Annotated in this window: 23 protein-coding genes and 1 riboswitch; of the genes, 14 read left to right on the top strand and 9 right to left on the bottom strand. The window is 57.1% G+C overall.

Translation table 11 applies throughout. From position 1 onward, the window contains the following. Nucleotides 1-169 precede the first annotated feature (169 nt). The 6 genes from uca to NR302_RS00510 all read right to left on the bottom strand — a co-directional run bounded on the left by uca (nt 170) and on the right by NR302_RS00510 (nt 7845). Complete coding sequence (gene uca / locus NR302_RS00535; protein WP_258144290.1) at nt 170-3769, bottom strand: urea carboxylase; 3600 nt, start codon at nt 3767-3769, stop codon at nt 170-172. A gap of 79 nt (nt 3770-3848) precedes the next feature. Next, the gene (locus NR302_RS00530) at nt 3849-4484 is read right to left on the bottom strand and encodes an urea amidolyase associated protein UAAP2 (protein ID WP_258144288.1); all 636 of its coding nucleotides are present in this window, start codon (nt 4482-4484) and stop codon (nt 3849-3851) included. Continuing rightward, on the bottom strand, nt 4484-5191 hold the full coding sequence (locus tag NR302_RS00525; RefSeq protein WP_258144287.1) for an urea amidolyase associated protein UAAP1: 708 nt from the start codon (nt 5189-5191) through the stop codon (nt 4484-4486). The genes NR302_RS00530 and NR302_RS00525 overlap by 1 nt, the downstream gene beginning before the upstream one ends. An 11-nt stretch (nt 5192-5202) precedes the next feature. Next, nucleotides 5203-5949, bottom strand: a complete 747-nt coding sequence (locus tag NR302_RS00520; RefSeq protein ID WP_154194594.1) for an ABC transporter ATP-binding protein — start codon at nt 5947-5949, stop codon at nt 5203-5205. A gap of 10 nt (nt 5950-5959) precedes the next feature. Continuing rightward, nucleotides 5960-6772, bottom strand: coding sequence for an ABC transporter permease (locus NR302_RS00515; protein WP_008104638.1), 813 nt, complete (start codon nt 6770-6772; stop codon nt 5960-5962). A 14-nt stretch (nt 6773-6786) separates the two neighbouring features. After that, the gene (locus NR302_RS00510) at nt 6787-7845 is read right to left on the bottom strand and encodes a putative urea ABC transporter substrate-binding protein (protein WP_061719325.1); all 1059 of its coding nucleotides are present in this window, start codon (nt 7843-7845) and stop codon (nt 6787-6789) included. A gap of 63 nt (nt 7846-7908) precedes the next feature. Continuing rightward, nucleotides 7909-8003, bottom strand: a riboswitch (guanidine-I (ykkC/yxkD leader). Between the two features lie 407 nt (nt 8004-8410). Here NR302_RS00510 and NR302_RS00505 point away from each other — a divergent pair. The 12 genes from NR302_RS00505 (at nt 8411) to NR302_RS00450 (ending at nt 22117) form a co-directional block, all read left to right on the top strand. Beyond that, nucleotides 8411-9133, top strand: a complete 723-nt coding sequence (locus NR302_RS00505; protein WP_258144286.1) for a FadR/GntR family transcriptional regulator — start codon at nt 8411-8413, stop codon at nt 9131-9133. Then, complete coding sequence (locus NR302_RS00500; protein ID WP_258144285.1) at nt 9130-10125, top strand: ABC transporter ATP-binding protein; 996 nt, start codon at nt 9130-9132, stop codon at nt 10123-10125. Before NR302_RS00505 ends, NR302_RS00500 begins: the two co-directional genes overlap by 4 nt. After that, nucleotides 10122-11183 (top strand): ABC transporter ATP-binding protein, encoded by a 1062-nt coding sequence (locus tag NR302_RS00495; protein ID WP_258144284.1) that lies wholly within the window; start codon nt 10122-10124, stop codon nt 11181-11183. The genes NR302_RS00500 and NR302_RS00495 overlap by 4 nt, the downstream gene beginning before the upstream one ends. A 16-nt stretch (nt 11184-11199) precedes the next feature. Continuing rightward, the gene (locus NR302_RS00490; protein WP_008104647.1) at nt 11200-12717 is read left to right on the top strand and encodes an ABC transporter substrate-binding protein; all 1518 of its coding nucleotides are present in this window, start codon (nt 11200-11202) and stop codon (nt 12715-12717) included. Nucleotides 12718-12734: 17 nt separating this feature from the next. Continuing rightward, nucleotides 12735-13676: an ABC transporter permease gene (locus NR302_RS00485; RefSeq protein ID WP_008104649.1), complete on the top strand. Its 942-nt coding sequence runs from the start codon at nt 12735-12737 to the stop codon at nt 13674-13676. A gap of 2 nt (nt 13677-13678) precedes the next feature. Beyond that, nucleotides 13679-14560: an ABC transporter permease gene (locus NR302_RS00480; protein WP_154181923.1), complete on the top strand. Its 882-nt coding sequence runs from the start codon at nt 13679-13681 to the stop codon at nt 14558-14560. A 9-nt stretch (nt 14561-14569) separates the two neighbouring features. After that, on the top strand, nt 14570-16168 hold the full coding sequence (locus NR302_RS00475) for a gamma-glutamyltransferase family protein (protein ID WP_258144283.1): 1599 nt from the start codon (nt 14570-14572) through the stop codon (nt 16166-16168). A 527-nt stretch (nt 16169-16695) separates the two neighbouring features. Next, nucleotides 16696-17409: a DUF3053 domain-containing protein gene (locus tag NR302_RS00470; RefSeq protein ID WP_008104654.1), complete on the top strand. Its 714-nt coding sequence runs from the start codon at nt 16696-16698 to the stop codon at nt 17407-17409. Nucleotides 17410-17866: 457 nt separating this feature from the next. Beyond that, nucleotides 17867-19801 (top strand): PTS mannitol transporter subunit IICBA, encoded by a 1935-nt coding sequence (locus NR302_RS00465; protein WP_008104656.1) that lies wholly within the window; start codon nt 17867-17869, stop codon nt 19799-19801. 94 nt (nt 19802-19895) lie between these two features. Then, complete coding sequence (gene mtlD / locus NR302_RS00460; RefSeq protein WP_008104658.1) at nt 19896-21044, top strand: mannitol-1-phosphate 5-dehydrogenase; 1149 nt, start codon at nt 19896-19898, stop codon at nt 21042-21044. Between the two features lie 60 nt (nt 21045-21104). Beyond that, complete coding sequence (gene mtlR, locus NR302_RS00455; protein ID WP_258144282.1) at nt 21105-21650, top strand: mannitol operon repressor MtlR; 546 nt, start codon at nt 21105-21107, stop codon at nt 21648-21650. Nucleotides 21651-21754: 104 nt separating this feature from the next. Continuing rightward, complete coding sequence (locus NR302_RS00450) at nt 21755-22117, top strand: YibL family ribosome-associated protein (RefSeq protein ID WP_008104662.1); 363 nt, start codon at nt 21755-21757, stop codon at nt 22115-22117. A gap of 7 nt (nt 22118-22124) precedes the next feature. On the opposite strand, the gene NR302_RS00445 is transcribed toward NR302_RS00450, so the two are convergent. The 3 genes from NR302_RS00445 to NR302_RS00435 all read right to left on the bottom strand — a co-directional run bounded on the left by NR302_RS00445 (nt 22125) and on the right by NR302_RS00435 (nt 25079). Then, nucleotides 22125-23087: a VirK/YbjX family protein gene (locus NR302_RS00445; protein ID WP_258144281.1), complete on the bottom strand. Its 963-nt coding sequence runs from the start codon at nt 23085-23087 to the stop codon at nt 22125-22127. Between the two features lie 188 nt (nt 23088-23275). Next, entirely contained in the window at nt 23276-23893 is a 618-nt protein-coding gene (gene sodA, locus NR302_RS00440) for a superoxide dismutase [Mn] (protein WP_008104664.1), read from the bottom strand. A 160-nt stretch (nt 23894-24053) separates the two neighbouring features. After that, complete coding sequence (locus tag NR302_RS00435) at nt 24054-25079, bottom strand: LacI family DNA-binding transcriptional regulator (RefSeq protein WP_154194606.1); 1026 nt, start codon at nt 25077-25079, stop codon at nt 24054-24056. A gap of 358 nt (nt 25080-25437) precedes the next feature. On the opposite strand from NR302_RS00435, the gene NR302_RS00430 reads away from it, so the two are divergent. Together NR302_RS00430 and NR302_RS00425 are read left to right on the top strand one after the other, a co-directional pair. Beyond that, a complete protein-coding gene (locus tag NR302_RS00430; protein WP_258144280.1) occupies nt 25438-25881 on the top strand; it encodes a PTS sugar transporter subunit IIA in 444 nt (147 codons plus the stop codon). A 15-nt stretch (nt 25882-25896) separates the two neighbouring features. Next, nucleotides 25897-26163 (top strand): PTS sugar transporter subunit IIB, encoded by a 267-nt coding sequence (locus NR302_RS00425; protein WP_258144278.1) that lies wholly within the window; start codon nt 25897-25899, stop codon nt 26161-26163. Nucleotides 26164-26171: the final 8 nt, after the last annotated feature.

Here is a 26171-nt window from a genome sequence, read left to right as displayed (position 1 = left end):
CAGGCTGTATCCCGTAGCGGTTTCGCATAGTTATTATCAAACCGATGCGGGACACAGCCTGTTGTGCACTGCAAAAGATGTCAGGGCAATGCAACAATAGTTCGGGTTTCTAAGTATGGGACAGATCCCCGACTTTGCTGCCAGATTCCTGATTATTTTTTATTCTTTCTTATGCCACTTTTGGGTCGATCACCATAAGCAATTGACCCGCCTGCACTTGCTGCCCAGACAGCCGCGTCAGACTATGGATTTTTCCACTGACGGGCGCGACGATCGGGATTTCCATCTTCATTGATTCGAGTATGCCGACCGTGGCACCCGCACTAATTTCACTGCCTTCCTCCACCAGCCATTGCCACACGCTGCCCGCCACCTGGCTTTCAACGGGATGACATCCGGCTGGCACCACAATCTCTTCGCTGCTCTGCGCTTGCAGCTGGCTATCGAAGGTAAACTGCCCTTCCGCTCGCCAGCGCGCCAACTCCTCATCAAACGCCTGCTGGCGCTGCTGTTGGAAGGCATCGATCTCATGCGCTTGCTGCGTCAGCATTGCCTGATAGTCGGCGAGGCGGAATTCGCCCTGTTCCACGCGCAGCGGATAATCGCCCCACGGGAAACGCTCACGAATCTGCAGCAATTCGTCGGCCTCTACCGGATAAAAACGAATTTGATCGAAGAAGCGCAGTAACCAGGGCTGGGTAAACGCGGCTGTTGGGCGATCGCGGTTCCACATCTGCATGGTGCGTCCAACAAACTGATATCCGCCCGGCCCTTCCATGCCGTACACGCACATATAAGCGCCGCCGATACCGACCGAATTCTCCGCCGTCCAGGTGCGCGCCGGATTGTATTTGGTGGTCACCAGGCGATGACGTGGATCGAGTGGCGTCGCCACCGGCGCACCGAGATAGACATCGCCCAATCCCATCACCAGATAAGAGGCGCTAAATACGATCTCTTTTACCGACTCAATGCTATCCAGCCCATTGATGCGGCGAATAAATTCAATATTGCTTGGGCACCACGGCGCATTCGGTCTGACGGATTGGTCGTAGCGCACAATTGCTTCACGGCAGGCTGCATCATCCCAACTCAGCGGCAGCCACACGGTGCGCGAAGGCACGGCCGCATCGGCCAGGCTACCCAATGCTAAATCAGCGTGCAATATTTGCGCCAATAGCTCACTTCTTGCGCACAGCTGCGCGTCATAATGGATTTGTAGCGAGCGGATGCCAGGCGTCAATTCCAGCTGCCCCGGCAGCGGATGCGCTTCCAGCCATTGCATCAGCGCATGCACGCGAAAACGCAACGCGATATCCAGCTGCAAATCGCCATATTCCACCAGCAGGAAGCGGTCGCCAGCCGCTCGAATAGAGAGCGAAGGACGTTGATCCGATGCCGCAAGATGGTGCAGCACAGGATCAATCAAGGGCAGCGCCGCGTTCACTATAATCGGTTGAGATTGCAGTTTGATGATCTCGTCACGCTGCGCCTGCGCCAGTTGATCGGCGGTGACAAGATCGATCGGCTGGAACTGCACGCGATCGCCGGCTTTCAGCTGCCCCAGCTTCCACAGATCGGCCTCGATCACCGTTGCCGGGCAGACAAATCCTCCCAGAGATGGGCCATCCGGGCCGAGGATCACCGGCATATCGCCGGTAAAATCTACCGTGCCGAAGGCGTACGCATTGTCATGAATATTCGAGGGATGCATGCCCGCTTCGCCACCGTCGCTGCGCGCCCAGGTCGGTTTGGGGCCGATCAGGCGAATGCCGGTGCGGCTGGAGTTGTAGTGCACTTGCCACTCAGCGGCAAAAAATTCGGCGATGTCGTCATCGGTGAAGAAGGTGGGCGCGCCATGCGGGCCGTAAATCACCCGTAACTGCCAGCAACCGTCAAGTTGCGGCAGCAGTTCGTCAGGCAATGTTGCGGCACTCAGCACCTGCGGCGCGGCGAGATGCAGCACATCACCGGCGCGCAGCGCGCGTCCGGCATGACCACCAAATTTGCCGAGGGTGAAAGTGCTGCGGCTGCCCAGATAGCGCGGCGTGTCGAGGCCACCGGCTAGCAGCAGATAGCTGCGGCTGCCGTCGCGCACCTCGCCGAGCGTCAGCGTTTGCCCGGCCTGCGCCGTTAGCCGCTGATTCATCGGTAACCTTTGTTGATCAAGCTGAGCAGCAATCGGCGCACCGGTCAGTACAAAACTACATGCCTGATTGAAGCGCAGCGTCGGGCCACGCAAAGTGATCTCCAGCCCGGCGGCCTGAGCATCGTTGTCTAACAGGCGATTGCCGAGCTGGAACGCGCGGCTGTCGAACGGACCGGAAGGCGGCACGCCAACGTGCCAATAGCCGATGCGGCCCGGCGCGTCCTGCACCGTGGTTAAGGTGCCGCCGCTGAGAATATCCAGCGTTGGCGGCTGCCACTGCATGGTGCCGAGCGTGGCGGTGATGATGCGTCCCTGCTGCACTTCCGGCAGCGTGCATAGCTGGCGCAGCCACAGCAAATTGGTTTCGATGCCGTACAGTTCGGTTGCGGATAGCGCCTGCACCATGCTGCCGAGCGCGCTGGCGCGATCGGCGGCATGCACAATCACTTTCGCCAGCATCGGATCGTAGAATGGCGAAACCTCCATGCCGCTCTCAACGCTACTGTCGATCCGCAGCGTTGCGCCTCCCATCTCAGTCGGGAATTGCACATGGCTGAGCAATCCAGCGCTGGGCTGGAACTGCTTAGCAGGATCTTCGGCGTAAAGCCGTACCTGAATGGCGTGACCTTGCGCGACCGGCTGCAAATCAGCCAGCGGTGGTAATTTTTGCTGCGCCAGCTCCACCATCCAGCGCACCAGATCGACGCCATACACCATTTCGGTGACGCCATGCTCCACCTGCAAGCGCGTGTTCACTTCAAGAAACCAGAACTGCTGACTGGCATCGTCATACACATATTCCACCGTGCCCGCACTGCGATAGTTCACCGCCCGCGCCAGCCGCACGGCAGTAGCCTGCAACTGCGCGCGCACGGCTGCGCTCAAGCCCGGTGCAGGCGTCTCTTCCAGCACCTTTTGATTACGACGCTGCGCTGAGCAATCACGCTCACCGAGCGCGATCACCTCACCTGCGCCATCGCCAAAAATCTGTACTTCGATATGGCGCGCACGCGCAATAAACTTCTCTAAAAAAACGCCATCGTCGGCGAAGTTGTTGCCTGCCAGGCGCTTCACGCGGGTAAATGCCGCGTCGAGCTGTTCGGCATCGTCACAGCGCTGCATGCCAATCCCGCCGCCGCCTGCGGTGCTTTTCAACATCACCGGATAGCCAATCTGCGCCGCCATCTGCTGCGCCTCGGCCAGCGAAGCCAGTAAGCCGCTGCCCGGCAGCAGCGGCACGTTGTTCTGTTCGGCCAACGCCCTCGCGCTGTGTTTCAGGCCAAAGGCCGCCATCTGCTCGGCGCTCGGCCCAAGAAAATGCACGCCCGCCGCTGCGCAGCGCGTGACAAATTCTGGATTTTCACTGAGAAAACCGTAGCCCGGATGCAGCGCCTGCGCGCCACTCTGCGCGGCTATCGCCAGCAATTTATCCTGATTGAGATAAGTGTCTCGCACCTGACCTTCGCCGAGCGACCAGGCTTCATCCGCCAGACGCACATGGCGCGCATGACGATCGGCATCGGCATACACGGCAATCGCCCGGATGTTCATGGCTTGCAGGGTTCGAATAATGCGCACGGCAATCGCGCCACGGTTGGCAATTAATACGCGATCAATCATGACTGAATACTCTCGTTGCGGCAGGTCGTCCTGCGTGGCATTGACGGCAGAAAACGGGTCGTCCCGTTGCGTCAGAGAATCACCACACGCTGACTAAAATCGGCGTTGGGTTGTAACCGTTGCAGGGATTATTGAGCTGCGGGCAGTTGGAGATCAGCACCAGCACGTTGATCTGCGCCACCATCTCGACATATTTGCCCGGCGCAGAAATGCCGTCGGCAAAGGTTAATCCGCCGTCATGCGTCACCGGCACGTTCATGAAAAAGTTGATGTTATGGGTGATGTCGCGGCGCGTAAGACCAAACTCCGGCTGCTCCGCCACCGCCAGCATCCAGCTATCGCGGCACGAATGCATATGGCGCTTTTCCAGGTCATAACGCACCGTGTTGCTCTCGCACGAGCAGGCGCCGCCAAGCGTGTCGTGACGGCCGCAGGTATCGGCGGTAATGGTCAACATTGGGCGATCACGGTTGGAGCGCAGTACGCTGCCCGCAGTCAGAAACACGTTGTTCTGCCCGCGCAGCGTGTCGCTCATGCTGTAGCGTTCAGCGGTGTCATCAGCATTGAAAAACAGCGTATCGGCGGCCTGATTGCCTTCCAGATCGGTGATGCGTAGCGTCTTACCGGCTTCGATGCGATGTAGCCAGTAATCGCCGGCATCAATTTTTTGCTGTAAGCGCGCTTCGGCTGGATTGAGCAGACTTTCAGTGATCATCACATTTCTCCTTGCAGTTGATACAGCGCGTTATTACGCAAGCCGCGTTGATTTTCAGCACGTTGCAGACAGATTTCGGGCAATGGCGCGTGCTGCGCATCCAGTTCGATCTGCACCGGCTGGCGCGGATAATCCTGCGATGCGCTCAGCGGATGCGGGCAAGTGTGCAGCAGCACCAGCGTGTCCATCGCGAAACGTAAACGCACGCTGGCCCCCGCCGCGCCCTGACGTTCCAGCTGCAAAGTGCCGTTATCGTCGGCGCGCACCTGCGCAAACAGGTTGAGGCAGGACGCCATATCGCGCTGACCGAGCCCATATTTCGCCAGCTCGACGAGAAAGCTGTCATAGCCGTTTTGATGGCGCAGGTTGCGCGCCTGCTGATACGTGCTGGCACCAAAGCGCGCGACGGTTTGTTCGGCATTCAGTGTGCCGCACACGCTTTCGTGCCAGCCGAAGCTGTCGTGTTCAATGCCGCAGAAAATGCGCCCCATATCTGAATAGAGACAGTGACCGGCGGTGAGGCGGAAAGTGTGCTGGCACTTCAAAGTGTCAGGCGCGTTATAGCGCTCCAGCAGGTTTTCCGGGTTATAAAACAGCAGGCCGACGTTGGCGCCACCTTCAACATCGGTGAGGGTCAGCGCGCTACCGCTGCGCATCACCAGTGACCAGTGCGCACCGCTCGGCAATAAGGTTTGATAAGGCTTCATGGTTTTCTCCTTTAGGCGACCAGCGGCTCGGATGGCTGTGCGCGATCGAGCGGCAGGTCGTAAGTGATGGTCGCGCCCCAGGCTTCAGGCGCGTGTGGATCGTGGCGCAACTTGTCGAACACCAGCAGACGCGATGCGAGGCTAAATCCCTCTTTCAGGTCGTGGGTGATCATGAAAATGGTCAGATTATGCTGCTGCCATAAGCGGGTGATCAGTTGGTGCATCTCGCTGCGGATGCCGGGATCGAGTGCGCCAAAAGGTTCATCGAGCAGCAAAATGCGCGGCTGCTTCATCAGCGCCTGCGCCAGCGCCAGACGCTGCTGCATGCCGCCCGACAGCTGATGCGGATATTTATTCTGCGCATGTTCAAGGCCGACCTGCGCCAGCATGGCCTGCGCACGCTGGCGAATCGCCTGACGTTTCTTGCCCCACACGCGGCCCAGCCAACGCGCGCTGCTGAACTCGTCGCCCAGCATCACGTTGCCCAGCACCGTCAGATGCGGAAACACCGAATAGCGCTGAAATACCACGCCGCGATGCGCATCCGGTTCGTCGGGAATCGGTTCGCCATCCAGTAACAGCTGGCCTTTGCTGGGCGCTTCTGTGCCGAGCAGCATATTCAGGAAGGTGGTTTTGCCGCAGCCGGACGCACCGACAATCGCCACAAACTCGCCCTCTTCGACCTCGATATTGAGGCGCTCCAGCACCACTTGCTGGCCGTAATGTTTCTCAAGGTTTTTCAGTTGCAGTAACGGCATCGCTCGCCCCTTATTTTGCGTGATACCACGGCCAGCAGCGACGGCTTATCAGCCGCAGCAACAGGTCGAGCAGGAAGGCCAGCAGCGCGATCCACGCCACGTACGGCAGAATCACATCCATTGCCAGATAACGGCGCATCAGGAAGATGCGATAGCCCAGACCTTCCGTGGCGGCGATGGCTTCGGCGGCAATCAAAAACAGCCACGCCGACGCCAGCGACAGCCGCACCGCATCCAACAGGCGCGGCATCAGCTGCGGCAGGATCACGCGCCACAAAATCTGGGCGCTGTGCGCGCCAAGCGTCTGCGCTTTCACCAGCTGCTCGCGCGGGATCTTCTGCACCTGCAGCTGCAAATCGCGGGTAATCAACGGCGTGATGCCAATGACAATCAGCACCACTTTTGATACTTCGCCGAGGCCAAAACAGATAAACAGAATCGGCAGAATCGCCAGCGGCGGCACCAGCGCAAACAGCGTCACCAGCGGCGCCAGCACCGCCCGCACCACCGGCAGCGCGCCGGTGAACAGACCCAGCGCCAGCGCCAATAGCGCGCTGATCGCCACGCCGCACAGCAAACGCAGCAGACTGGCGGCGGTATCGCTCCACAGCAGATATTCACCGGTGCGCGGGCTGGGCTGAAACGCCATGCGGCTGATGGCGTCGCCCATGGCGTTAAAGCCTGGCAACAGCTTGTCTGCCGCATTCAGACTGAGACGCGCATCCGACGCGAACAGATACACCAGCAGCAGCGCCAGCAGCGGCAAAATGCCCAGCAGCAAGCGCCCCAGCGGCAGCGGTTGGTAGTTGATCAACTTACGCATCGGCATCGCCTCGCTTACAGCTGCCCGGCGGCGGCCATTTTGGTGTACTCATCGGTAAAGCGCAGTTTGAGGTTGCCCGCATCGCCCCAATTGCCCGCAGGCGTTGCCACGCCAACCACATCGGCGCTCGGCGCGCCCTCGCCCAGCAAGCCGTGCTTGAACGAGAACTCGGCGACCATCTGCATGGTGGCTTTGAGCTGTGGGCTTTGGACGAAATCGAGGGTGGTTTTGGCATCGCTAAACAGATGCGTAGCGGCCAGCTGCTGATCAAAGCCGGCCAGATCGGTGCCGGAAGCCTGCGCCATTTGTGTGCGTGCCGCTTTGGCGCTGTCGGTTGGGCCGGACATGGTTTTCAGCGTTTCATACCATGCACCGGTCAGCGCTTTGCCGAGCTGCGGATACTTCTGCAGCGTGGCGCTGTTGACCACCAGCAGATCGAGGATTTCGCCCGGAATTTGTGCGGAAGAGAAAATCAGATGGCTGTTCGGCTGCTTCTCCGCTTCGGCGAGCAGCGGATTCCAGGTCACGATAGCGTTGACGTCGGCGGTGCCAAACGCCGCCACCAAATCGGCATCGGCGGTGTTCACCACTTTGACGTCTTTCTCGCTCATGCCGGATTTCTCCAGCGCCCGCGCCAGCAGGTAATGCGAAACCGAGAGCTCGACCAGATTGATTGGCTTGCCTTTCAGCGCCGAGAGGTTGCCCGCGCCTTTCAGCAGAATACCGTCGTTACCGTTGGAGTAATCGCCGACGATCAGCGCTGTGCTATCCACGCCGCCGGTAGCGGGAATGGTCAGCGCATCCATGTTGGTCATGGTGCAACCAGCAAAACCGCCTGCGGTGTACTGGTTCACCGACTCGATGTAGTCGTTAACCTGCACAAACTGGATATCGATGCCATATTTGTCGGCCCATTTTTTGACGATGCCGCTCTGCTGCGCGTAATCCCACGGCATCCAGCCCGCGTAGATCGACCAGCAAATCTTAAAGGAGGGTTTATCGGCGGCCAGCGTGTTGACGCTGAACAGCGTGATGGTGCAAAGCAACAGCAGGCGAAGGCAGGCTTTGATCATGATGGTTCCTCTGACGTTAACGGGCGAAAAAAAAGCAGGAGGCGGCGAGCAACGTTCTCGCTTTCCTCCCGGGCTTTTTTCCCGCCGTGTAACCGTCAGAGGACGGTCGGTCACTCTCGGACCAGCATCTTTCGACCGGAACCCTAGTGACCCATTGCAAATTGTCTGGCGACGTCGGTTGCCCGCTATCGCTCCTGCATCTGCGTTAACACATACAAAATAGATGCCAAGGTTCTATCCAGCTGAAAAACAACAGTTATTAACTTTCCGCACGTCGCCACATTGCTGGCATTGCACAGATAAGCAGCGTGCGCGCACCACCGTGAAGCAGCCCATCGATGGAAAAGTTGACGCCTCTCGCAATTCTGAACGGGCACTGAAAAAACTTTTACTTTGCGATCATGTGGTTATTACACATTCATGACACACCAATCCGAACCAATTAAATATTGGTTCACTTCTTGCCTACGCTAAGAAAGCTGCCGAATTCGCCTTTCATCAGGAAAAGTGCTGGATAAGCGGCGTTTACCGATCTTTTTCTGATGCATAAACAGGCGAACCAATCATGAATGACACGCCAGAAACCAGCCGTAACTCCAGCACCGCACTTGAGCAACTGCGGCAGCTAATTCAGCAACAGGAGCACACGCCGGATCGCGCGCTGCCCACCGAACGTGAGTTAGCGGAGCGCTTTGGCGTGGGTCGTCGTGAAATTCGCCGTGCATTGGACGTGTTGGAAGAAGAGGGCCGCATCTGGCGTAAACAGGGCAAAGGGACCTTTGTTGGACCTTCCGCGCCGGTGCAGCCGCTGGTGTTACAGGACCTGCCGCAGCAATCGAATCTGCTTGAAGTGATGGAAGCGCGTTTGCAGCTGGAGCCGGGACTGGCAAGTCTTGCCGCCCTGCGCGCCACCAAAGAGCAAATCGCCTTGATGAAACGCCTGCTGGAGCGCATGCACGCCATCACGCCGCCAGAAGATGGCGATCAGCATGAACTGTGGGACAGCGCCTTTCATCGCGCCATCGCCGAAGCGGCGGGCAATCGCCTGATGCTCGGGCTGTTCGATGCCGTCGATGCGGTGCGCCGCGATCCCGGCTGGCAGCATTTGCGGGTGCAGGCACGCACCCCGGCGCGCCTGGATAACTATGACAACCATCATCAGCGGCTGGTGATGCACATCACCCAGCGCCAGCCTCATGAGGCGGCAGCGGCGATGCGTGAGCATCTGCTTGCGCTGCAACAAGCGCTGATGGAAACGCTCTATTCCCGCCAGGAGGAAGCGCCATGACCGACCATCCCGTTTTATCGCTGCGCAATCTGCGCGTGCAGTTTCGCGGCTCGCCCGTCACGGTGCTGGATGATATTTCGCTGGTTCTTCAGGCGGGAGAGACGCTGGCGCTGGTCGGTGAATCGGGCTGCGGCAAAAGCATCACCTCACTGACGTTGATGGGTTTGCAGCCTGACAGCGCGCACATCTTGCAGGGCGACATGCTGTTTGATGGCCGCGATCTGCGCCAGCTCAGCAGCAGCGAATACGCCAGCCTGCGCGGCAACCAACTGGCGATGATTTTTCAGGAGCCGATGACCTCGCTTAATCCGGCCTTCACGCTTGGCGATCAGCTCAGTGAAGCGGTGATGCGCCATCGCAAAGTGAATAAGCGCCAGGCAATGGACGCGGCGCTGGCGATTCTGCAAAAAGTGCAAATCCCGGCACCTGAACTGCGGCTCAAAGCCTATCCGCATCAGCTTTCCGGCGGCATGCGCCAGCGCGTGATGATTGCCATGGCGCTGATCAACCAGCCAAAACTGCTGATTGCCGATGAGCCGACTACCGCGCTCGACGTCACCATTCAAGCGCAAATTCTGGCGCTGCTGAACACCCTAAAACAGGAAACCGGCACCGCAGTATTGATGATCACCCATGACCTCGGCGTGGTGGCGGAAGTGGCGCAGCGCGTGGCGGTGATGTATGCCGGTCAGGTGGTGGAGAGCGGCAGCGTGGAGCGTATTTTCAACGATCCGCAGCATCCTTACACCATTGGCCTGATGGGCTCAATTCCCAGCCTGAGCGCACGCGAAGGTGCGCTGGCCACCATCCCCGGCCAGGTGCCGTTGCCGGAAAACATGCCGGCTGGCTGTCGCTTTGCCACGCGTTGTCCCTTCGCCGAAACACGCTGCCACCAGCATCGCCCGGCGTTGCGTGCGCTGGCGAACGATCATCAGGTGGCTTGTTTCCGCGCCCCGTTAGAGCAATACGTCACGCTGGGAGAAAGTGCATGAAGCCGATTTTAGAGTGCCGCGATTTAAGCAAAACCTTCTCTGCGGGCAACCGGCTGTTTTCACGCAATCGCGGCGTGACGGCGGTCGATCGCGTTTCGCTGCAGGTGATGCCGGGCGAAACGCTGGCGATTGTCGGCGAATCCGGCTCCGGTAAATCGACGTTGGGACGTTTGCTGCTGCGGTTATTGGCCGCCAGCGCCGGCGACGTGTTCTATCAGGGCGAAAGCATCACCGATGCCAGCGGCGCGCGTCTCAATCAGCTGCGCCGCGAATTGCAGATTATCTTCCAGGATCCGTTTGCCTCGCTCAATCCGCGCATGACGGTGCAGCAGATTGTTGGCGAACCCTTGTGGCTGCACGAAAAGATGAGCCGCGATCAGCGCCACACGCGCGTCGCCGAACTGCTGCGAACCGTTGGCCTGCCTGCGGCCTGGGCCGAGCGTTACCCGCACGAGTTTTCAGGCGGCCAGCGCCAGCGCATCGGTATTGCCCGCGCGCTGGCATCCCAACCGAAATTACTGCTCGGCGATGAGCCGGTTTCTGCGCTCGATGTGTCGGTGCAGGCGCAGGTGGTGAATCTGCTGGAGAGCCTGAAACAGCAGTTTGGCCTGACGATGGTGATCGTGGCGCACGGTTTGGCGGTGATCCGTCATATGAGTGATCGTGTGGCGGTGATGTATCTCGGTCAGATTGTCGAACTGGCCAGCGTCGATGAGATTTTTGATGCGCCGCTCCATCCTTACACGCAAGCACTGATTGCCTCTGCGCCGCAAATGCAGCCGGGCGGCAACCGCACCATTCCGATGTTGCAAGGCGATCTGCCTAATCCCGCCAATCCACCGAGCGGCTGCCGTTTTCATACCCGTTGTCCCTATGCCACGGCGGAATGTCGCCAGTTTGAACCGATTAATCAGGTGCTGAGCGGCGGCCGTCAAATTGCCTGTCACCGCTGGCAGGAGATTAATCGCGATCGTAGCGTCATCACCCTTGCGCCACCTTCCGCCGCTTTTTTACGTCGCCGCGCCCTGTTTGAGCAGGCGGTGAATCAGCAAGCCTAACCTCTGGAGATACACCGTGAAGCAAGCTCGTCATACGTTATTAACCGCCCTCAGCGGCCTGTTACTGCTCGGCGCTAGCGCCCACAGCCAGGCTGACAGCGTTATTCGCATCGGCCTGGGCGCCGATCCCGACATGCTCGATCCACATCTGGCGCGCACCTATTACGGCCGTTTTGTGTTTGCGGCCATGTGCGATCGCCTGGTCGATGTCGATCAAAACCTCAAAGTGGTGCCGGGTCTGGCGACCGATTGGGCGTGGAGCGATGACGGTAAAACGCTGACCATGAATCTGCGCAGCGGCGTGACCTTCCACGATGGCGAAAAATTTGATGCGCAGGCGGTGAAATTCAATATCGAACGCGCGCAAACGCTGCCGGGTTCGCTGCGTAAAAGTGAAATCTCCTCGATTGAAAGCGTGGAAGTGAGTGGCCCGATGCAGGTGAAATTCCACCTGAAAAATCCGGATGCGGCACTGCTGAGCCAGCTGACCGACCGCGCCGGAGCCATGCTGGCACCGGAAGCAGCGAAAAAGCCCGACTTTGCCGCTCATCCCGTTTGCTCCGGCCCGTATCAGTTCGACAGCCGTGTTCAGCAGGATCGCATTGTGCTGAAGCGCTATGACAATTACTGGAATAAAGGCGCGTATCACTTCGATAAGGTAATTTTCCTGCCGATCCCGGATGCTTCAGTGCGCCTCGCGAACCTGCGTGCGGGTGATTTGGATCTCACCGAAGGCGTGGCCGCCAGCGATGTGAAAACCGTTGAAGCCGATAGCAAACTGGCGCTGGCAAAAGTCACTGGCCTTGGTTATCAGGGCATCACTTTCAATATCAACAACGGCAAAGTCGATGCCAATAGTCCGCTGAAAGATGCGCGCGTGCGTGAAGCGTTCTCACTGGCGATTGACCGTGATGCGCTGAATCAGGTGGCGTTTGAAGGCTTGTATACGCCAGCCAATCAGGCGTTTTCACCGGTCAGCGCGTATCACGTCAAAACACCGATTGCCGCGCGCGATGTGGAAAAAGCCAAAGCCTTACTCAAGGCCGCAGGCGTCACCACGCCGCTCAATCTAACGCTGCTGGTCAGCAATAACCCGACCGCGCAGCAAGTGGGCCAGGTGATTCAGGCGATGGTCGGCGAAGCCGGTTTTAACCTCAATCTGCAAATGAGTGAGTTCGCTACGCTGCTGGATCGTCAGCAACGCGGTGATTATCAGCTCAGCCTGTCGGGTTGGTCTGGGCGGCCGGATCCGGACGGCAGCATCTATTCGTTTATTAACAGCAAAGGCACGCTCAATGACGGACGCTACAGCAATGCGCAGGTCGATGAGTGGCTGAATGCCGCGCGTCTCACCAACGACCAGGCACAGCGTCAGGCGCTGTACACCCAGGTGGTGAACCAGCTGCAAACCGATATGCCGATTGCTTACCTCTACTTTGAGCCACGCATTTTTGGCATGTCGAAGAAATTGCAGGGCTTCAAAGCCTGGCCGGACGGATTGGTGCGTTTGGCTGGCGTGAGTCTGGCGCAGTAAACCGCTAAGGAGCGAGGATGCTGGAACTGATTGTAAAACGGCTATTGCTGGCGATTCCAACGCTGCTGCTGGTGAGCATTATGGTGTTCGCACTGCAAAAGCTGCTGCCGGGCGATCCGGTGCTGGCGATGGCGGGCGAAGAGCGCGATCCGGCGGTTATCGCCCAGCTGCGGGCGGAATATCATCTGGATGATCCGATCCCCACGCAATATTTCGCCTGGATTGGTAATGCGCTGACCGGCGATTTGGGCATGTCGCTGCGCACCAAAGAGCCGGTGACGGCGCTGATCGCCAGCAAATTGCCGGTCACGCTGGAGCTGTCATTGCTGGCGATGATTATCGCGCTGGTGATTGGCATCAGCATGGGCATCATCGCCGCTGTGCGCAAAGACAGTTGGGTCGATCACACCACCAACTTTGTCGCGCTCTCCGGGATTTCAGTGCCTCACTTCTGGCTCGGTATTCTGCTGATTCTACTGTTCTCCGTGCATCTGCAATGGCTACCGGCATCGGGCTTTGTGCCAGTTAGCGAAGATGTGGCGCAGAACCTGAAAACGCTGCTGCTGCCAGCGCTGGTGCTCGGCACCGGACTGGCTGCCACGTTAATGCGCCACACCCGCGCTTCGATGATCGCCGTGCTGAAAGCGGATTACATTCGCACCGCACGCGCCAAAGGGCTACTGGCAAAGAAAGTGGTGCTCAAGCATGCGTTGCGTAATGCATTGATGCCGATTGTTACTCTCACCACGCTGCTGTTTGGCGAGTTACTGGGTGGCGCGGTGCTGACTGAACAGGTCTTCACGCTGCCCGGCTTTGGCAAGATGATTGTCGATGCGGTGTTTAACCGTGATTACGCGGTGGTGCAAGGCGTGGTGCTGGTGGTGGCGATTGGCTTCCTGCTGCTCAATCTGCTGGCCGATGTGCTCTATCTGATCATCAACCCGAAAATGCGAGGCTGACCATGAGCGAGGTATTAACCGCTGGAACACTGCCTGCAGTGGCGAAGCCCAATCGTCGGGTACTGAAAAAGTTCCTGCGTAACAAAAGTGCGCTGATTGGTGCGGTGATTGTGCTGCTGTTTGTCGCCGTGGCGCTGCTGGCACCGTGGCTGGCTCCGTTTGATCCCATCAAAGCCAATTTCCTTGCAGTGCGCAAAGCGCCAACGGTGCTGCACTGGTTCGGCACTGATGAGCTGGGGCGCGATATTTTGTCGCGCCTGGTGTGGGGCGCGCGCACTTCGCTGCTGGCGGGCTGCATTTCGGTGCTGATCGCCATTCTGATTGGCGTGCCGCTTGGGCTGATTGCCGGTTACTGGCAAGGCTGGTGCGACGGCATTATTTCGCGTTTTATCGAAGCGTTACTGGCGTGCCCGTTTCTGATTCTGGCGATCGCGCTGGGTGCATTTCTCGGCCCGAGCCTGTCGAATGCGATGATTGCCATTGGCCTGTCTGCGATGCCGATTTTCGCCCGCTTGACGCGCGGCCAGGTAATCGCCATTCGTCACGAAGAGTACATTGATGGCGCGCGGGCAATTGGCTTGCCCGATCGCTGGATCATCTTGCGTTACGTGCTGCCCAATGTGCTGTCGCCGATTCTGGTGCAGGCCACGCTGGCGATTGCTTCAGCGATTATCACCGAAGCCAGCCTCTCATTCCTTGGCCTCGGCCAGCAACCGCCCTCGCCTTCATGGGGCGCAATGCTGAATACCGCCAAAGGCTTTCTCGAACAGGCGCCGTGGATGTCGATTTTCCCCGGCCTGGCTATTTTTCTCACCGTGCAGGGCTTCAACCTGCTGGGCGACGGTTTGCGCGACGCGCTCGACCCACGCGATGACTCACACTAAGGAACGATCATGAGTGAACTGGATTTTAACGTCAGCTATGCCTCACACCGCGTACCGATGATGGGACGCAACGCGGTTGCCACCTCACAACCGCTGGCGGCGCAGGCCGGGATGCGCATGCTGCAACAGGGCGGCAATGCGGTGGATGCGGCGATTGCCAGTGCGATGGCGTTAACCGTGCTGGAGCCCAGCGGTAACGGCCTCGGCAGTGATGCCTTTGCGATTATCTGGGATGGCAAAAAACTGCACGGTTTGAATGCTTCGGGCCGCTCGCCTGCGGCATGGAACCCGGAACGCTTTGCCGGACGCGATGCCATGCCGGAAATCGGCTGGGAAGCAGTCACCGTGCCGGGCGCGGTTTCGGCGTGGGTTGAGCTGGCCGAACGCTTTGGCACGCTGCCGCTTACCACGCTGGCGCAACCGGCCATTGAATACGCGCGTGACGGTTTCCCAGTTTCACCGCTGATTGGTCATCTGTGGCAGCGCGCCTACAACAAGCTGAAAGATCAGCCTGGTTTTGTCGAGTGCTTTGCACCTGAGGGTCGCCCGCCGCGTGCTGGAGAACTGTTCCGCAATCCGGCGCAAGCCGAAACGCTGCAAAAAATCGCCGAAACGCGTGGTGAAGCCTTCTATCGTGGCGAACTGGCTGAAAAAATAGTGGCGTTTGCTCAGCAGCATGGCGCGGCGCTCAGCCTTGATGATCTGAAAAATCATCGCGCTGATTGGGTGGAATTGTTATCGCGCCCGTTTGCGGGCGGATCGGTGCAGGAATTGCCGCCGAACGGTCAGGGCATCGCCACCTTGATTGCGCTGGGCATTCTCGAACAGTGGGATATTGGCCGCTATGAACCGGATTCGGTGCCGTGGCTGCATCTGTCGATTGAAGCGATGAAGCTGGCGCTGGCCGATTTAGATCGTTACGTCAGCGATTACGATCACCTCGAGTTCCCGGCGGAACTGCTGCTAAGCGATGAATATTTGAAACAGCGCGCGCAGCTGATTAATCCCGATCGGGCCGGGGATTTTACCTTTGGTTCCCCGCAGCAGAGCGGCACGGTGTATCTCTCCACCGCCGATGCCAGCGGCATGATGGTTTCCTTTATACAGTCAAACTACATGGGCTTCGGTTCTGGCGTAGTGGTGCCGGGCACCGGCATCAGCCTGCAAAACCGTGGCTGCGGTTTCTCACTCGATCCACAGCATCCCAATGTGGTGGCCGGCGGCAAGCGTCCGTTCCACACCATCATTCCGGCGTTTGCCCTCGACGGTGACGGTCAGCCGCTGATGTCGTTTGGCGTGATGGGCGGCCCGATGCAGGCACAAGGTCATTTGCAGATGGCGCTGCGCATCATGCAGCACAAGCAAAACCCGCAGGCAGCGATTGATGCCCCGCGCTGGCGCGTTGAGCAAGGGCGTGCGGTGGTGGTTGAGCCGGGCATCGACCGTAACGTGCTGGCAAAGCTGCGCGAGATGGGGCATCAAATTACGCTGGAAGATCCACTGCTCGGCTATAACTTCGGCGGTGCGCAGGCGATTGTGCGCGATCCGCAAGGCTTCTACATCGCCGCCACCGAAAGCCGTAAGGATGGGCAGGCGCTGGTGTTCTGATTTAACGTGTTAAAACGGTCACCATAAATGGTGACCCTACGGGATTTGCAGCGATTGTGAGCCAGGAAAATGCATTGTTGCTGCAGCGCGGGTGTTGAGGCGACATCCGAACCCGCTGAGCGAACGAGGGATTCCAGGGCGAGCCGCATGGATGCGGCGAGAGGTGGCGCTGAGCAGGAGCGAATCGACACCGGTCCGTCAGGAATCGTGAATGAGTGAAGGTACCGCGCAGCGGCGGGTTGGGCTGGCGCAAGGCCCGGGAGTGCAGAGGGCGCGGCCAGGCGTCCTCTGCTCGGTCGCCGCACGAAGGTGCTGCAACTGCCTCAGCAAGAGGCGAACGAAAGTCGCTTTGTGCTTAGCTGATCGGCATTACACCATAAATGGTGACCCTACGAATTCCGCCATTTCCTTGTCGGGTGCGCATTTATGCGCACCAGGCAAACGCCGCCCGTTGTACCCGCCAGGCCATTGCACTATCCTTTAGGACCATTCCCACCGAATCGAATTTGCCATAACAGGAGTTAATCATGGCGTCAGGAATTTCCCGCATCTGGATGCGTACCGGCATGCTGATGGTCAGTGCCTTGGTGGTGCTGCAACTTACGGCCTGTGGCGACAAAGAGGGCGATCAGCGTAAAGCTTTCAGTGACTTCCTTCAGAACACAGTGATGCGCAGCGGCGAACATCTGCCAAGCCTGAGTGAAAACCAGAAGCAGACCTTCGGTAACTACGCCAGCGATTACGCCATCCTTTATGGTTTCTCGCAGCAGACCAATCAGGCGATTGAGCAAGGTATGCGTCCGGTGGTTGATGAGTTAGCGGCGATTCGTGTACCGCAGGATTACCTGACGCGCCGCGATAGCCTGCGTCAGGCCAGCGGTAATCTGAGCGTGCTGACCCAGCAGATTCAGAGCGCCAAAATGCAGGCGGACAGCAGCAAAGCCACGCTGAAACAGCCGGATGATCTGAAGAAAGTCTACGACGCCGCGTTTACCAAAGTGGTAACGCAACCAGCCAGCACGCTGATTCCGCTGCTGCCACAGCTGCAGGCGCTGAGCCAGGCGGCGGTGCAAACCGGCGACTATCTGCAATCGCAAGGCACACGCGTAACCTTCAACGACGGCGGCGTGCAGTTCCCAACCCAGGATCAGGCAACGCAGTACAACACGCTGATGAGCAATCTCTCCAGCAATGCGCAGGCGCTGACGCAAGCGCAAAATGCGGTGCAAGGCGGGTTATAACAGCCGATATATTTTAGTGGTCGCCATCAATGGCGACCCTACAAGTCTATTATCTCTTTTCAGAATTTCGTCACTTCCTTACAGCTCACTTTTCTGCTGCAGCATATTGTGATCTGGCGCATTTTCGACCAAAAATAGTTTGTGACATTGATCACATTTACACAACAAAGCACCCACCGCAAAAGGTGACTTAAGTCACATTCATCATCTTGTTTTGCTTAATTTTTCGGCATCGTTGCTTTCTTACAGCGTCTTTTTGTGATCAGCATCACCTTATTGCACCCCAACCACCCCAACTTAGCGTGATCTGCATCACACTTAGGTGCTGCTCTACGCAGCGTAATAAACTAGTGCTAGAGTCCGCGTGCATACAGTAATGCCACGGCCCCCGCCGTAACGTTCAAACAAAAACAAACGCGCTCTCTTATTGCAGCGCGTCTCAATAAGGGGTGGGTTTATGTCCTCATCAGTAAAGGTCAAGGTTCAGAGCTTTGGTCGCTTTCTGAGTAATATGGTGATGCCTAACATCGGTGCGTTTATCGCATGGGGTATCATCACTGCGCTGTTCATCCCAACCGGATGGATTCCAAACGAAACGCTGGCGAAACTCGTCGGCCCAATGATCACCTACCTGCTGCCGCTGCTGATTGGTTTCACCGGTGGACGTCTGGTTGGCGGCGATCGCGGTGGCGTGGTGGGTGCAATTACCACCATGGGCGTGATCGTCGGTGCCGATATGCCGATGTTCCTCGGCTCCATGATTGCCGGCCCGCTGGGCGGCTGGGCGATTAAATCCTTTGACCGCGCCGTTGATGGCAAGATCAAAAGCGGCTTCGAGATGCTGGTTAACAACTTCTCGGCCGGTATCATCGGTATGCTGCTGGCGCTGTTAGCGTTCCTGGCAATCGGTCCACTGGTTGAAGGCCTGTCACACATTCTCGCCGCTGGCGTGAATCTGATGGTGCAGAACAACCTGCTGCCACTGACGTCGATCTTTGTTGAACCGGCGAAAATCCTGTTCCTCAATAACGCCATCAACCACGGTATCTTCTCTCCACTGGGTATCCAGCAGGCGAGCGAGGCCGGCAAATCAATCTTCTTCCTGATTGAAGCTAACCCAGGTCCGGGTATGGGCGTACTGGTTGCCTACATGATGTTTGGTCGCGGTAGCGCTAAACAATCTGCAGGCGGTGCAGCGATCATCCACTTCCTGGGTGGTATCCACGAAATTTACTTCCCATACGTGCTGATGGCGCCGCGTCTGTTGCTGGCGGTAATCCTTGGCGGTATGACTGGCGTGTTCACCCTGACGCTGCTGAACGGCGGCCTGGTTTCTCCGGCTTCTCCAGGTTCCATCCTGGCCGTGCTGGCGATGACGCCAAAAGGCGCTTACTTCGCGAACATCGCGGCCATCATCGCTGCATTTGCCGTCTCCTTCGTGGTCTCTTCAATCCTGCTGAAAACCAGCAAAGTGAAAGAAGATGACGATATCGAAGCGGCGACGCAGCGCATGCAGGATATGAAAGCGCAGTCGAAAGGTCAGGCCGTTGCCGGTTCACCGGTTGCTGGCGACGCGATGAGCGTTGACCTGAACCACGTACGCAAAATCATCGTAGCCTGTGACGCCGGTATGGGTTCAAGTGCGATGGGTGCAGGCGTGCTGCGTAAGAAAGTGCAGGACGCGGGTCTGAGCAATATCTCCGTCACCAACACGGCGATTAACTCGCTGCCGGGCGACGTCGATCTGGTGATTACCCACCGCGATCTGACCGAACGTGCGATGCGTCAGGCACCGCAAGCGCAGCACATTTCGCTGAACAACTTCCTCGATAGCGCGCTGTACAGCAATCTGACTGAACGTCTGGTTGCCGCTAACCGCAGTGAAGCGCGTCGCGAAACCGTGCAGACCACGCTGGCTGACAGCTACGACGAAGGCAACGCGCACCTGTTCAAACTGGGTGCAGACAACGTGTTCCTCGGCCTGAGCGCCACCCATAAAGAGCAGGCGATTCGCTTTGCGGGTGAGCAGCTGGTGAAAGGCGGCTACGTGCAGCCGGAATATGTGGAAGCGATGCTGGAACGTGAAAAGCTGACGCCAACTTACCTCGGTGAATCCATTGCTGTGCCACACGGTACCGTAGAAGCGAAAGACCGCGTGCTGAAAACCGGCGTGGTGTTCTGTCAGTATCCGGCAGGCGTGCAGTTTGGTGATGAGCCAGAAGACGTGGCGCGTTTGGTGATTGGTATCGCCGCTCGCAATAACGAGCACATTCAGGTGATTACCAGCCTGACCAACGCACTGGATGATGACAGCGTGATTGAGAAGCTGGCCAATACCACCAGCGTGCAGGACGTGTTGGACCTGCTCTCAGGCAACACCGTTAAAGCGTAATACCACGTTTTACCTTCCCTGGGGCGGGTAAGCCCGTCCCACATTTCCGGGGCGGACTTGCCCGCCCTTTCGTCATTTGATATGGGTCAAATTTATGAAAGCGTTACATTTTGGAGCAGGTAACATTGGTCGCGGTTTTATCGGTAAGTTACTGGCGGATGCCGGCATCGAGCTGGTGTTTGCTGACGTCAATCAGGTGGTACTTGATGCCCTTAACGCCCGTCATGAGTATCCGGTTCATGTGGTTGGCGAGCAGGCAAAAGTCGAAATCGTAACAGGCGTCAGCGCCGTCAACAGCACCAGCGATGACATCGTTGCGCTGATTGCTGAGGTTGATATCGTCACCACGGCGGTTGGCCCGCAGATTCTGGAGCGCATCGCCGGTGGCGTTGCGAAAGGTCTGGCTAAACGCAGCGACAGCGGTAACGTCCGTCCACTCAATATCATCGCCTGTGAAAACATGGTGCGCGGCACCAGCCAGCTGAAACAGCACGTACTGAAAGCGCTGCCAGAGCAGTATCACGCGTGGGTTGAAGCGCATGTTGGCTTCGTTGATTCCGCAGTAGACCGCATCGTGCCGCCATCCGAAGCCGGCACCACCGATCCGCTGGAAGTCACCGTGGAAACCTTCAGCGAGTGGATTGTTGATAAAACCCAGTTCAAAGGTGAATTGCCAAACATTCCTGGCATGGAATTGACCGACAACCTGATGGCGTTCGTTGAGCGCAAGCTGTTCACCCTCAATACCGGTCACGCCATCACCGCATATCTCGGCCAGTTGGCCGGTCACGCTACTATTCGTGACGCGATTCTCGACGAGAAAGTGCGTGCGGTAGTGCAAGGCGCGATGCAGGAAAGCGGCGCAGTGCTGATCAAGCGTTATGGCTTTGAGGCCGATAAGCATGCTGCTTACATACAGAAAATCCTCACCCGCTTCGAAAATCCGTACCTGAAAGATGACGTTGAGCGCGTAGGTCGTCAGCCGCTGCGTAAACTGAGCGCGGGCGATCGCCTGATCAAGCCAACGCTGGGCACCATTGAATACAACCTGCCGCACACCAATCTGGTGCAGGGCATTGCCGCCGCGATGCACTACCGTAGCGAAGCCGATCCGCAGGCGCAGGAACTGGTTGCGCTGCTGGCAGAAAAAGGCCCGCAAGCCACGCTGGCAGAAATTTCTGGCCTGGATGCCAACAGCGAAGTGGTCACCTCAGTGGTGAGCGCTTACAACGCTATGGCATAATGCGCGCCCTTTAGTGGTTAACTCGGGCGCGCTTGCGTGCCCGCTGGCGGTAGCTGAACGATGCAGGCAATGATGGAAGAGAAGCAGGCTTTTGAAAACCGGGTGCTTGAGCGCCTGAACGCCGGTCGTTCGGTGAGAAGCTTCCTGATCGCCGCCGTTGAGCTGCTGACCGAAGCAGTTAACCTGCTGGTGCTGCAAGTGTTTCGCAAGGACGATTACGCGGTCAAATACGCGGTAGAACCGCTGCTGCTGGGTAATGGTCCGCTGGGCGAACTCTCGGTTCGCCTCAAGCTGATTTACGGCCTGGGCGTGATCAACCGGCATGAGTACGAAGATTGCGAACTGCTACTGGCGCTGCGTGAGGAGTTGAATCACGACATCAGCGATTATCGTTTTACCGATGATGAGATCCTCGGCCCGTTTGGTGAATTGCACTGCGTGGTCGCCTGGCCGCCGCAGCCGGATTTCAACCGCGACGACGAGCAGCTGCGCTCAATGCAGCAGCAGCGCTATCTGCAGATGGTGCGTTCAACCATGGTGCTTTCGCTCACCGAACTGATTTCACGCATTTCGCACAAGCAGGTGTTTAAAAAGCCGGCAGTGTAGGGTCGCCATTCATGGCGACCAGGCGAGCATGAGTACGCGCCACGCTGCAAAACTGCTTAGATTTGTGTATCCTTTGCCTGTTTTCCTTAACGAGTTTTCCCCCAATGAAAGAACAAGAAAAAGCCGAGATTAAACTGCTGAGCGATCAGCTCGATGCGCTCAACCGCAAAGAAGCCCCGCTGTTAGCCTCTGGCGATGCCGAAAAGCTCGGTGAACTGCTGCGTGAAAAAGAGAAGCTGGAGCTGGAAATTGAGCGCCTGCGCAGTGTGCGCACCGAGAAGCTGAGTAAAGAAGCGCAACAGCTGCAGAAGCTGGGCTTTAGCCGCGAAATCACCAAGAAAGAACAGGCCAACATGGGCGCATTCAAGAAAAGCGTGCGCGGCCTGGTGGTGGTACACCCAATGACCGCGCTCGGACGTGAGATGGGACTGAAAGTGATGACCGGCTACGCCAAGCAGCCGTTCTAATCTTTACTTACGCGGCGTGTGAGACGTCGCGTAGGATGCCAGCCGCCTGATGAACTTGTTCATTCAGACTGTCCAGCAAGGCATAGCGACGGCGATACTCGGCGCGCTTCTTGCTGGCAATCTCTTCCAGATCTTTACGCTCCGCGCGTAACGGCAACGCAAACAGCTCATCAGCACGCGCCACGCCACCCAACGACAACCAAAACTCGCTGTAGCTGGCAAAGAACTTGTCGCCTTTACTGTGACGGTAGCGCAGGCTGCGGAACACGTGTGTGGTATCGCCAACGGCGGTGATCGCCTCAACGCCACACTGTTGCGCCAGATTAAATACCGCTTCCATCAGCAAACGTTTCGGGAATACGCCGTGTGCCGCTTTTGTGGCATCGCGAATCACGTCGTTGGAAATATGTTTACGCGGCCCCTGCAATCCACCAATTAATAAGGTGCGCTTGTTCTGTTCGCGAATAATAGAGAAAGAGAGCGAAGCAATTAATTGCGATTCATAACGCAGTTCCAGGGTAATTTCACCTTCGCGGTCAAAGCGCCCCGGACAGCAGTGAATCACAAATGCCTCGTCATTTTTGCCGCTCAACGTGGCCAGCAAATTATCGCCCGGACTCTGCAACAGCTGACGCAGTGCCGCATTCTCTATCTGCTCCATCAACGTATAGTGATCGATGATCGCCTGCGCACGCTGCGCCACGCTGAATCCCGCACGCAGATAAGGACGATGTGGCTTTGCCGGCAGCAAACCCTGCATGATCAACAGCTGCGGCAGCGCAGACAATTTCGCTAACTGGTGCAGGTAATTAAAGGTCGTCACAGGAAAGACGAGCGACCTTAAGGCAAATTTCGCGCGAAAACTTCCGCTATTCCATAATTTATTCGGCCTGAACTTTCCGCTTATTAATGGCAAAAAAAGCGGTGCTGACGAATCATTATTCGTCACAGAAGTTGTGATGGTAGACATGATTATTTAGGCTTGGCGAGACAAATTATCGCCACTATATGCCCCAAATTATCAACGGCAGGTTAATAAGCTTTCGCAGCGTAATAATCGTAAGCGGGAATATTCAGGTCGTTTAGAAAGGGTTTAAAAATGACAAAAAAAAACCGGTGAAATCATCACCGGTTTCGTGTTGCAGCTTTAGCCTGAACTTACTTAGCAGCAGCGAAAAGCGCTGCAGCTTCGTCCCAGTTCACAACGTTCCAGAATGCTTTGATGTAATCAGGACGTTTGTTCTGATACTTCAGGTAGTAAGCGTGTTCCCAAACGTCCAGACCGATGATCGGAGTGCCTGAAACGCCAGCGACCGCTTCACCCATCAGTGGGCTGTCCTGGTTTGCGGTTGAAACCACAGCCAGTTTGTCGCCTTTTTTCACCAGCCACGCCCAGCCTGAACCGAAGCGAGTGGTAGCGGCTTTCTCAAACTCAGCCTGGAAAGCTTCAACGCTACCGAAATCTTTTTCGATGGCGGCTTTCAGGTCGCCCTGCAGCGAGGTGCCCAGTTTCAGACCTTTCCAGAAGAAGCTGTGGTTAGCGTGGCCGCCTGCGTTGTTACGCAGTGGACCTTTTTTGTCTGCTGGCAGCTGATCCAGTTTAGCGATCAGTTCTTCTACCGGCAGGTTAGCGAATTCGGTACCTTCCAGCGCAGCGTTAGCGTTGTTAACGTAGGCCTGGTGGTGTTTAGAGTGATGGATTTCCATCGTCTGCTTGTCGAAGTGCGGTTCCAGTGCGTCGTACGCATACGGCAGGGATGGCAGTGAATAACTCATGTTCTTCCTCTCCATTTTAGTGTTTTGCAGCACCACCTCACTGGGCGTGCCGCGTAAGCAGTCGGATCATTATAGTTAAAAACATGATCCGTAAAAGGGTTATCAATGCCTTAGAATTGATAAGGATTTGATGAATCTGGGAAAAGGTGCGCACGCACGGCTACACCTTGTGGCTGCTGGCGCGTAGTTTAAGCTGCACCGGCAGTTCATTGATGGCTGGCGGTTCATCGCCTTTGAGCGCCGCCAGCAGACGTTTACCTGCCGTGCGCCCCATCTCTTCATACGGCAGTACAATGCTGGTCAGCGGCGGCGAGCATACCGCCGCTAACGGGCCGCCGCCGATGCTGGCAATCGCCAACTGGCTGGGAATCGCAATCCCCGCCGCATGGCACGCCATGATGGCACCGCAAGCCACTTCATCGCTGGTGCAAATCAGCACATCCAGCTCTGGCCAGGTGAGGCGAATTTCTGCCAGCAAGCTGTGCCCGGCGGCAAAAGTAGGCATTTTCGGCGAGGTCACCACGCGATGCGGCGCCTGATTCATTGCCAGCATGCCGCTGTGCCAGCCATTCAGCAGCTGGCGGAAGATGGTGTTATTACTCTGCGTGCACAACAAACCGAGATTGCGATAACCGCGCTCGACCAGGCTTTGCACCAGTTGGCGAATCGCTTTGGCGTAATCGACACCAATGCTGATCCCCGCCGAGTCCTGATGCACACCGCCAATATCCATTACCGGCAACCCGGAATTGCTCAGCAGACGATGCGCTTCGGCGGCGTTATCGAAATTGAAATGCACCATCGCCGCCGGATTATAGGAGAGCAGCATTTCAATCAGTTCGCTCTCTTCCGCAGCTGAATGATTGGCTTCCGCCAGCATCATGTTGTAGCCCTGCGGCCGCAGCACTTCCTGCAGCGCTTCCGACACAATCGCACTGCCCGGCGTGGCAAACGACGGCACCACCATGGTGATCAGGCGTGATGTCGCCGATGCCAGATTACTCGCCTGCACGTTCGGTACATAGGAGAGCTCAATCACCGCCGCATCGATTTTGGCGCGAATTTCAGGCGACACTTTTTCCGGCATGCGCAACGCACGCGATGCGGTCATGGTGCTTACGCCCACCAAACGGGCAACATCGGCTAAAGTACTTTTGCCGGTACCGCGCCGTCGCTTCTCAGCCATTCCTGCTCCTATGTCTGCCCTCCATACTTCAAACTGCAGGTGCGTTGGCTGCATTTCGAATGATGAAGGGCACTATTCATAACGTTTACTTTTTGCCAGGACGCAGCTTAAAACCAAATCTGTTAACGCGCCATGTGAAAAACCACAGTTTCGGGCATCCCTGTCCCTGCGAGCTTTCCAGAATGCTGAGCATGTCAGGTGCTTGCAACGAAGACAAACGCGCAGCAAGGAAATGTTAGCGATAACACGTTTTTTAACAATAACGGTGTTAGCGCTAACTTTTGCGACAATCATCACAGAAAACCGCTGAGAAAATAACCTACATTGCACCCCATCGACGAATAAACAGGAATTACTGATGCTCACTCAATGGCTAACACCGCAACATATTCGTGTCTTAGAGCAGGTTAGCGACTGGCAGGAAGCTGTGCGTTTATCCGCCGAACCGCTGCTGGCAGCCGGTGCCATCAGCCCGGCTTATCTCGATGCCATCTTCACTTCGCATGCCGAGCTCGGCCCGTATTACGTGCTGGCGCCGGGTCTGGCGATGCCACATGCCCGCCCGGAACAAGGCGCGCGCAAAAATGGCCTGTCGCTGCTGCATGTGAAAAATGGCGTGAGTTTTCAGGCCGATGAGAACGATCCGGTTTATGTGGTCATCATGCTGTGTGCGGTGTCTGGCGACGATCATATTCAGATGATCACCGCATTAGCCGACGTGTTCAGCGACGAATCCCGCCTGCAGCAGTTGCTGTCGGCTTCTACCCTGTCAGCGATTGAAGCTGTCATTGAAAATAAATAACCAGAGAACCCTATTATGAAAAAAGTGCTGATTGTGTGCGGAAATGGTTTAGGCAGCAGCTTCATTGTTGAAATGAACGTGAAGAAGATTGTGGCGGAATTGGGTAAAGAAGCCGAAGTGGGCCATACCGATTTAACCTCAGCGAAATCTGAACAGGCTGATTTAATTATTGCCGCGAAAGATATTGCCGATCAATTAGCCGGACACAGCGCGAAAGTCGTTGGCCTGACTAACCTGCTGGATAATGTAAAAATCAAAGAAATTATCGCTGAAAACATTTAATAACCTTG

The organism is Pantoea sp. SOD02, assembly GCF_024707505.1.
Taxonomy (GTDB): Bacteria; Pseudomonadota; Gammaproteobacteria; order Enterobacterales; family Enterobacteriaceae; genus Pantoea; species Pantoea symbiotica.
Note: the sequence above shows the minus strand (reverse complement) of the source record. Positions and strands in the feature narration are given on the sequence as shown.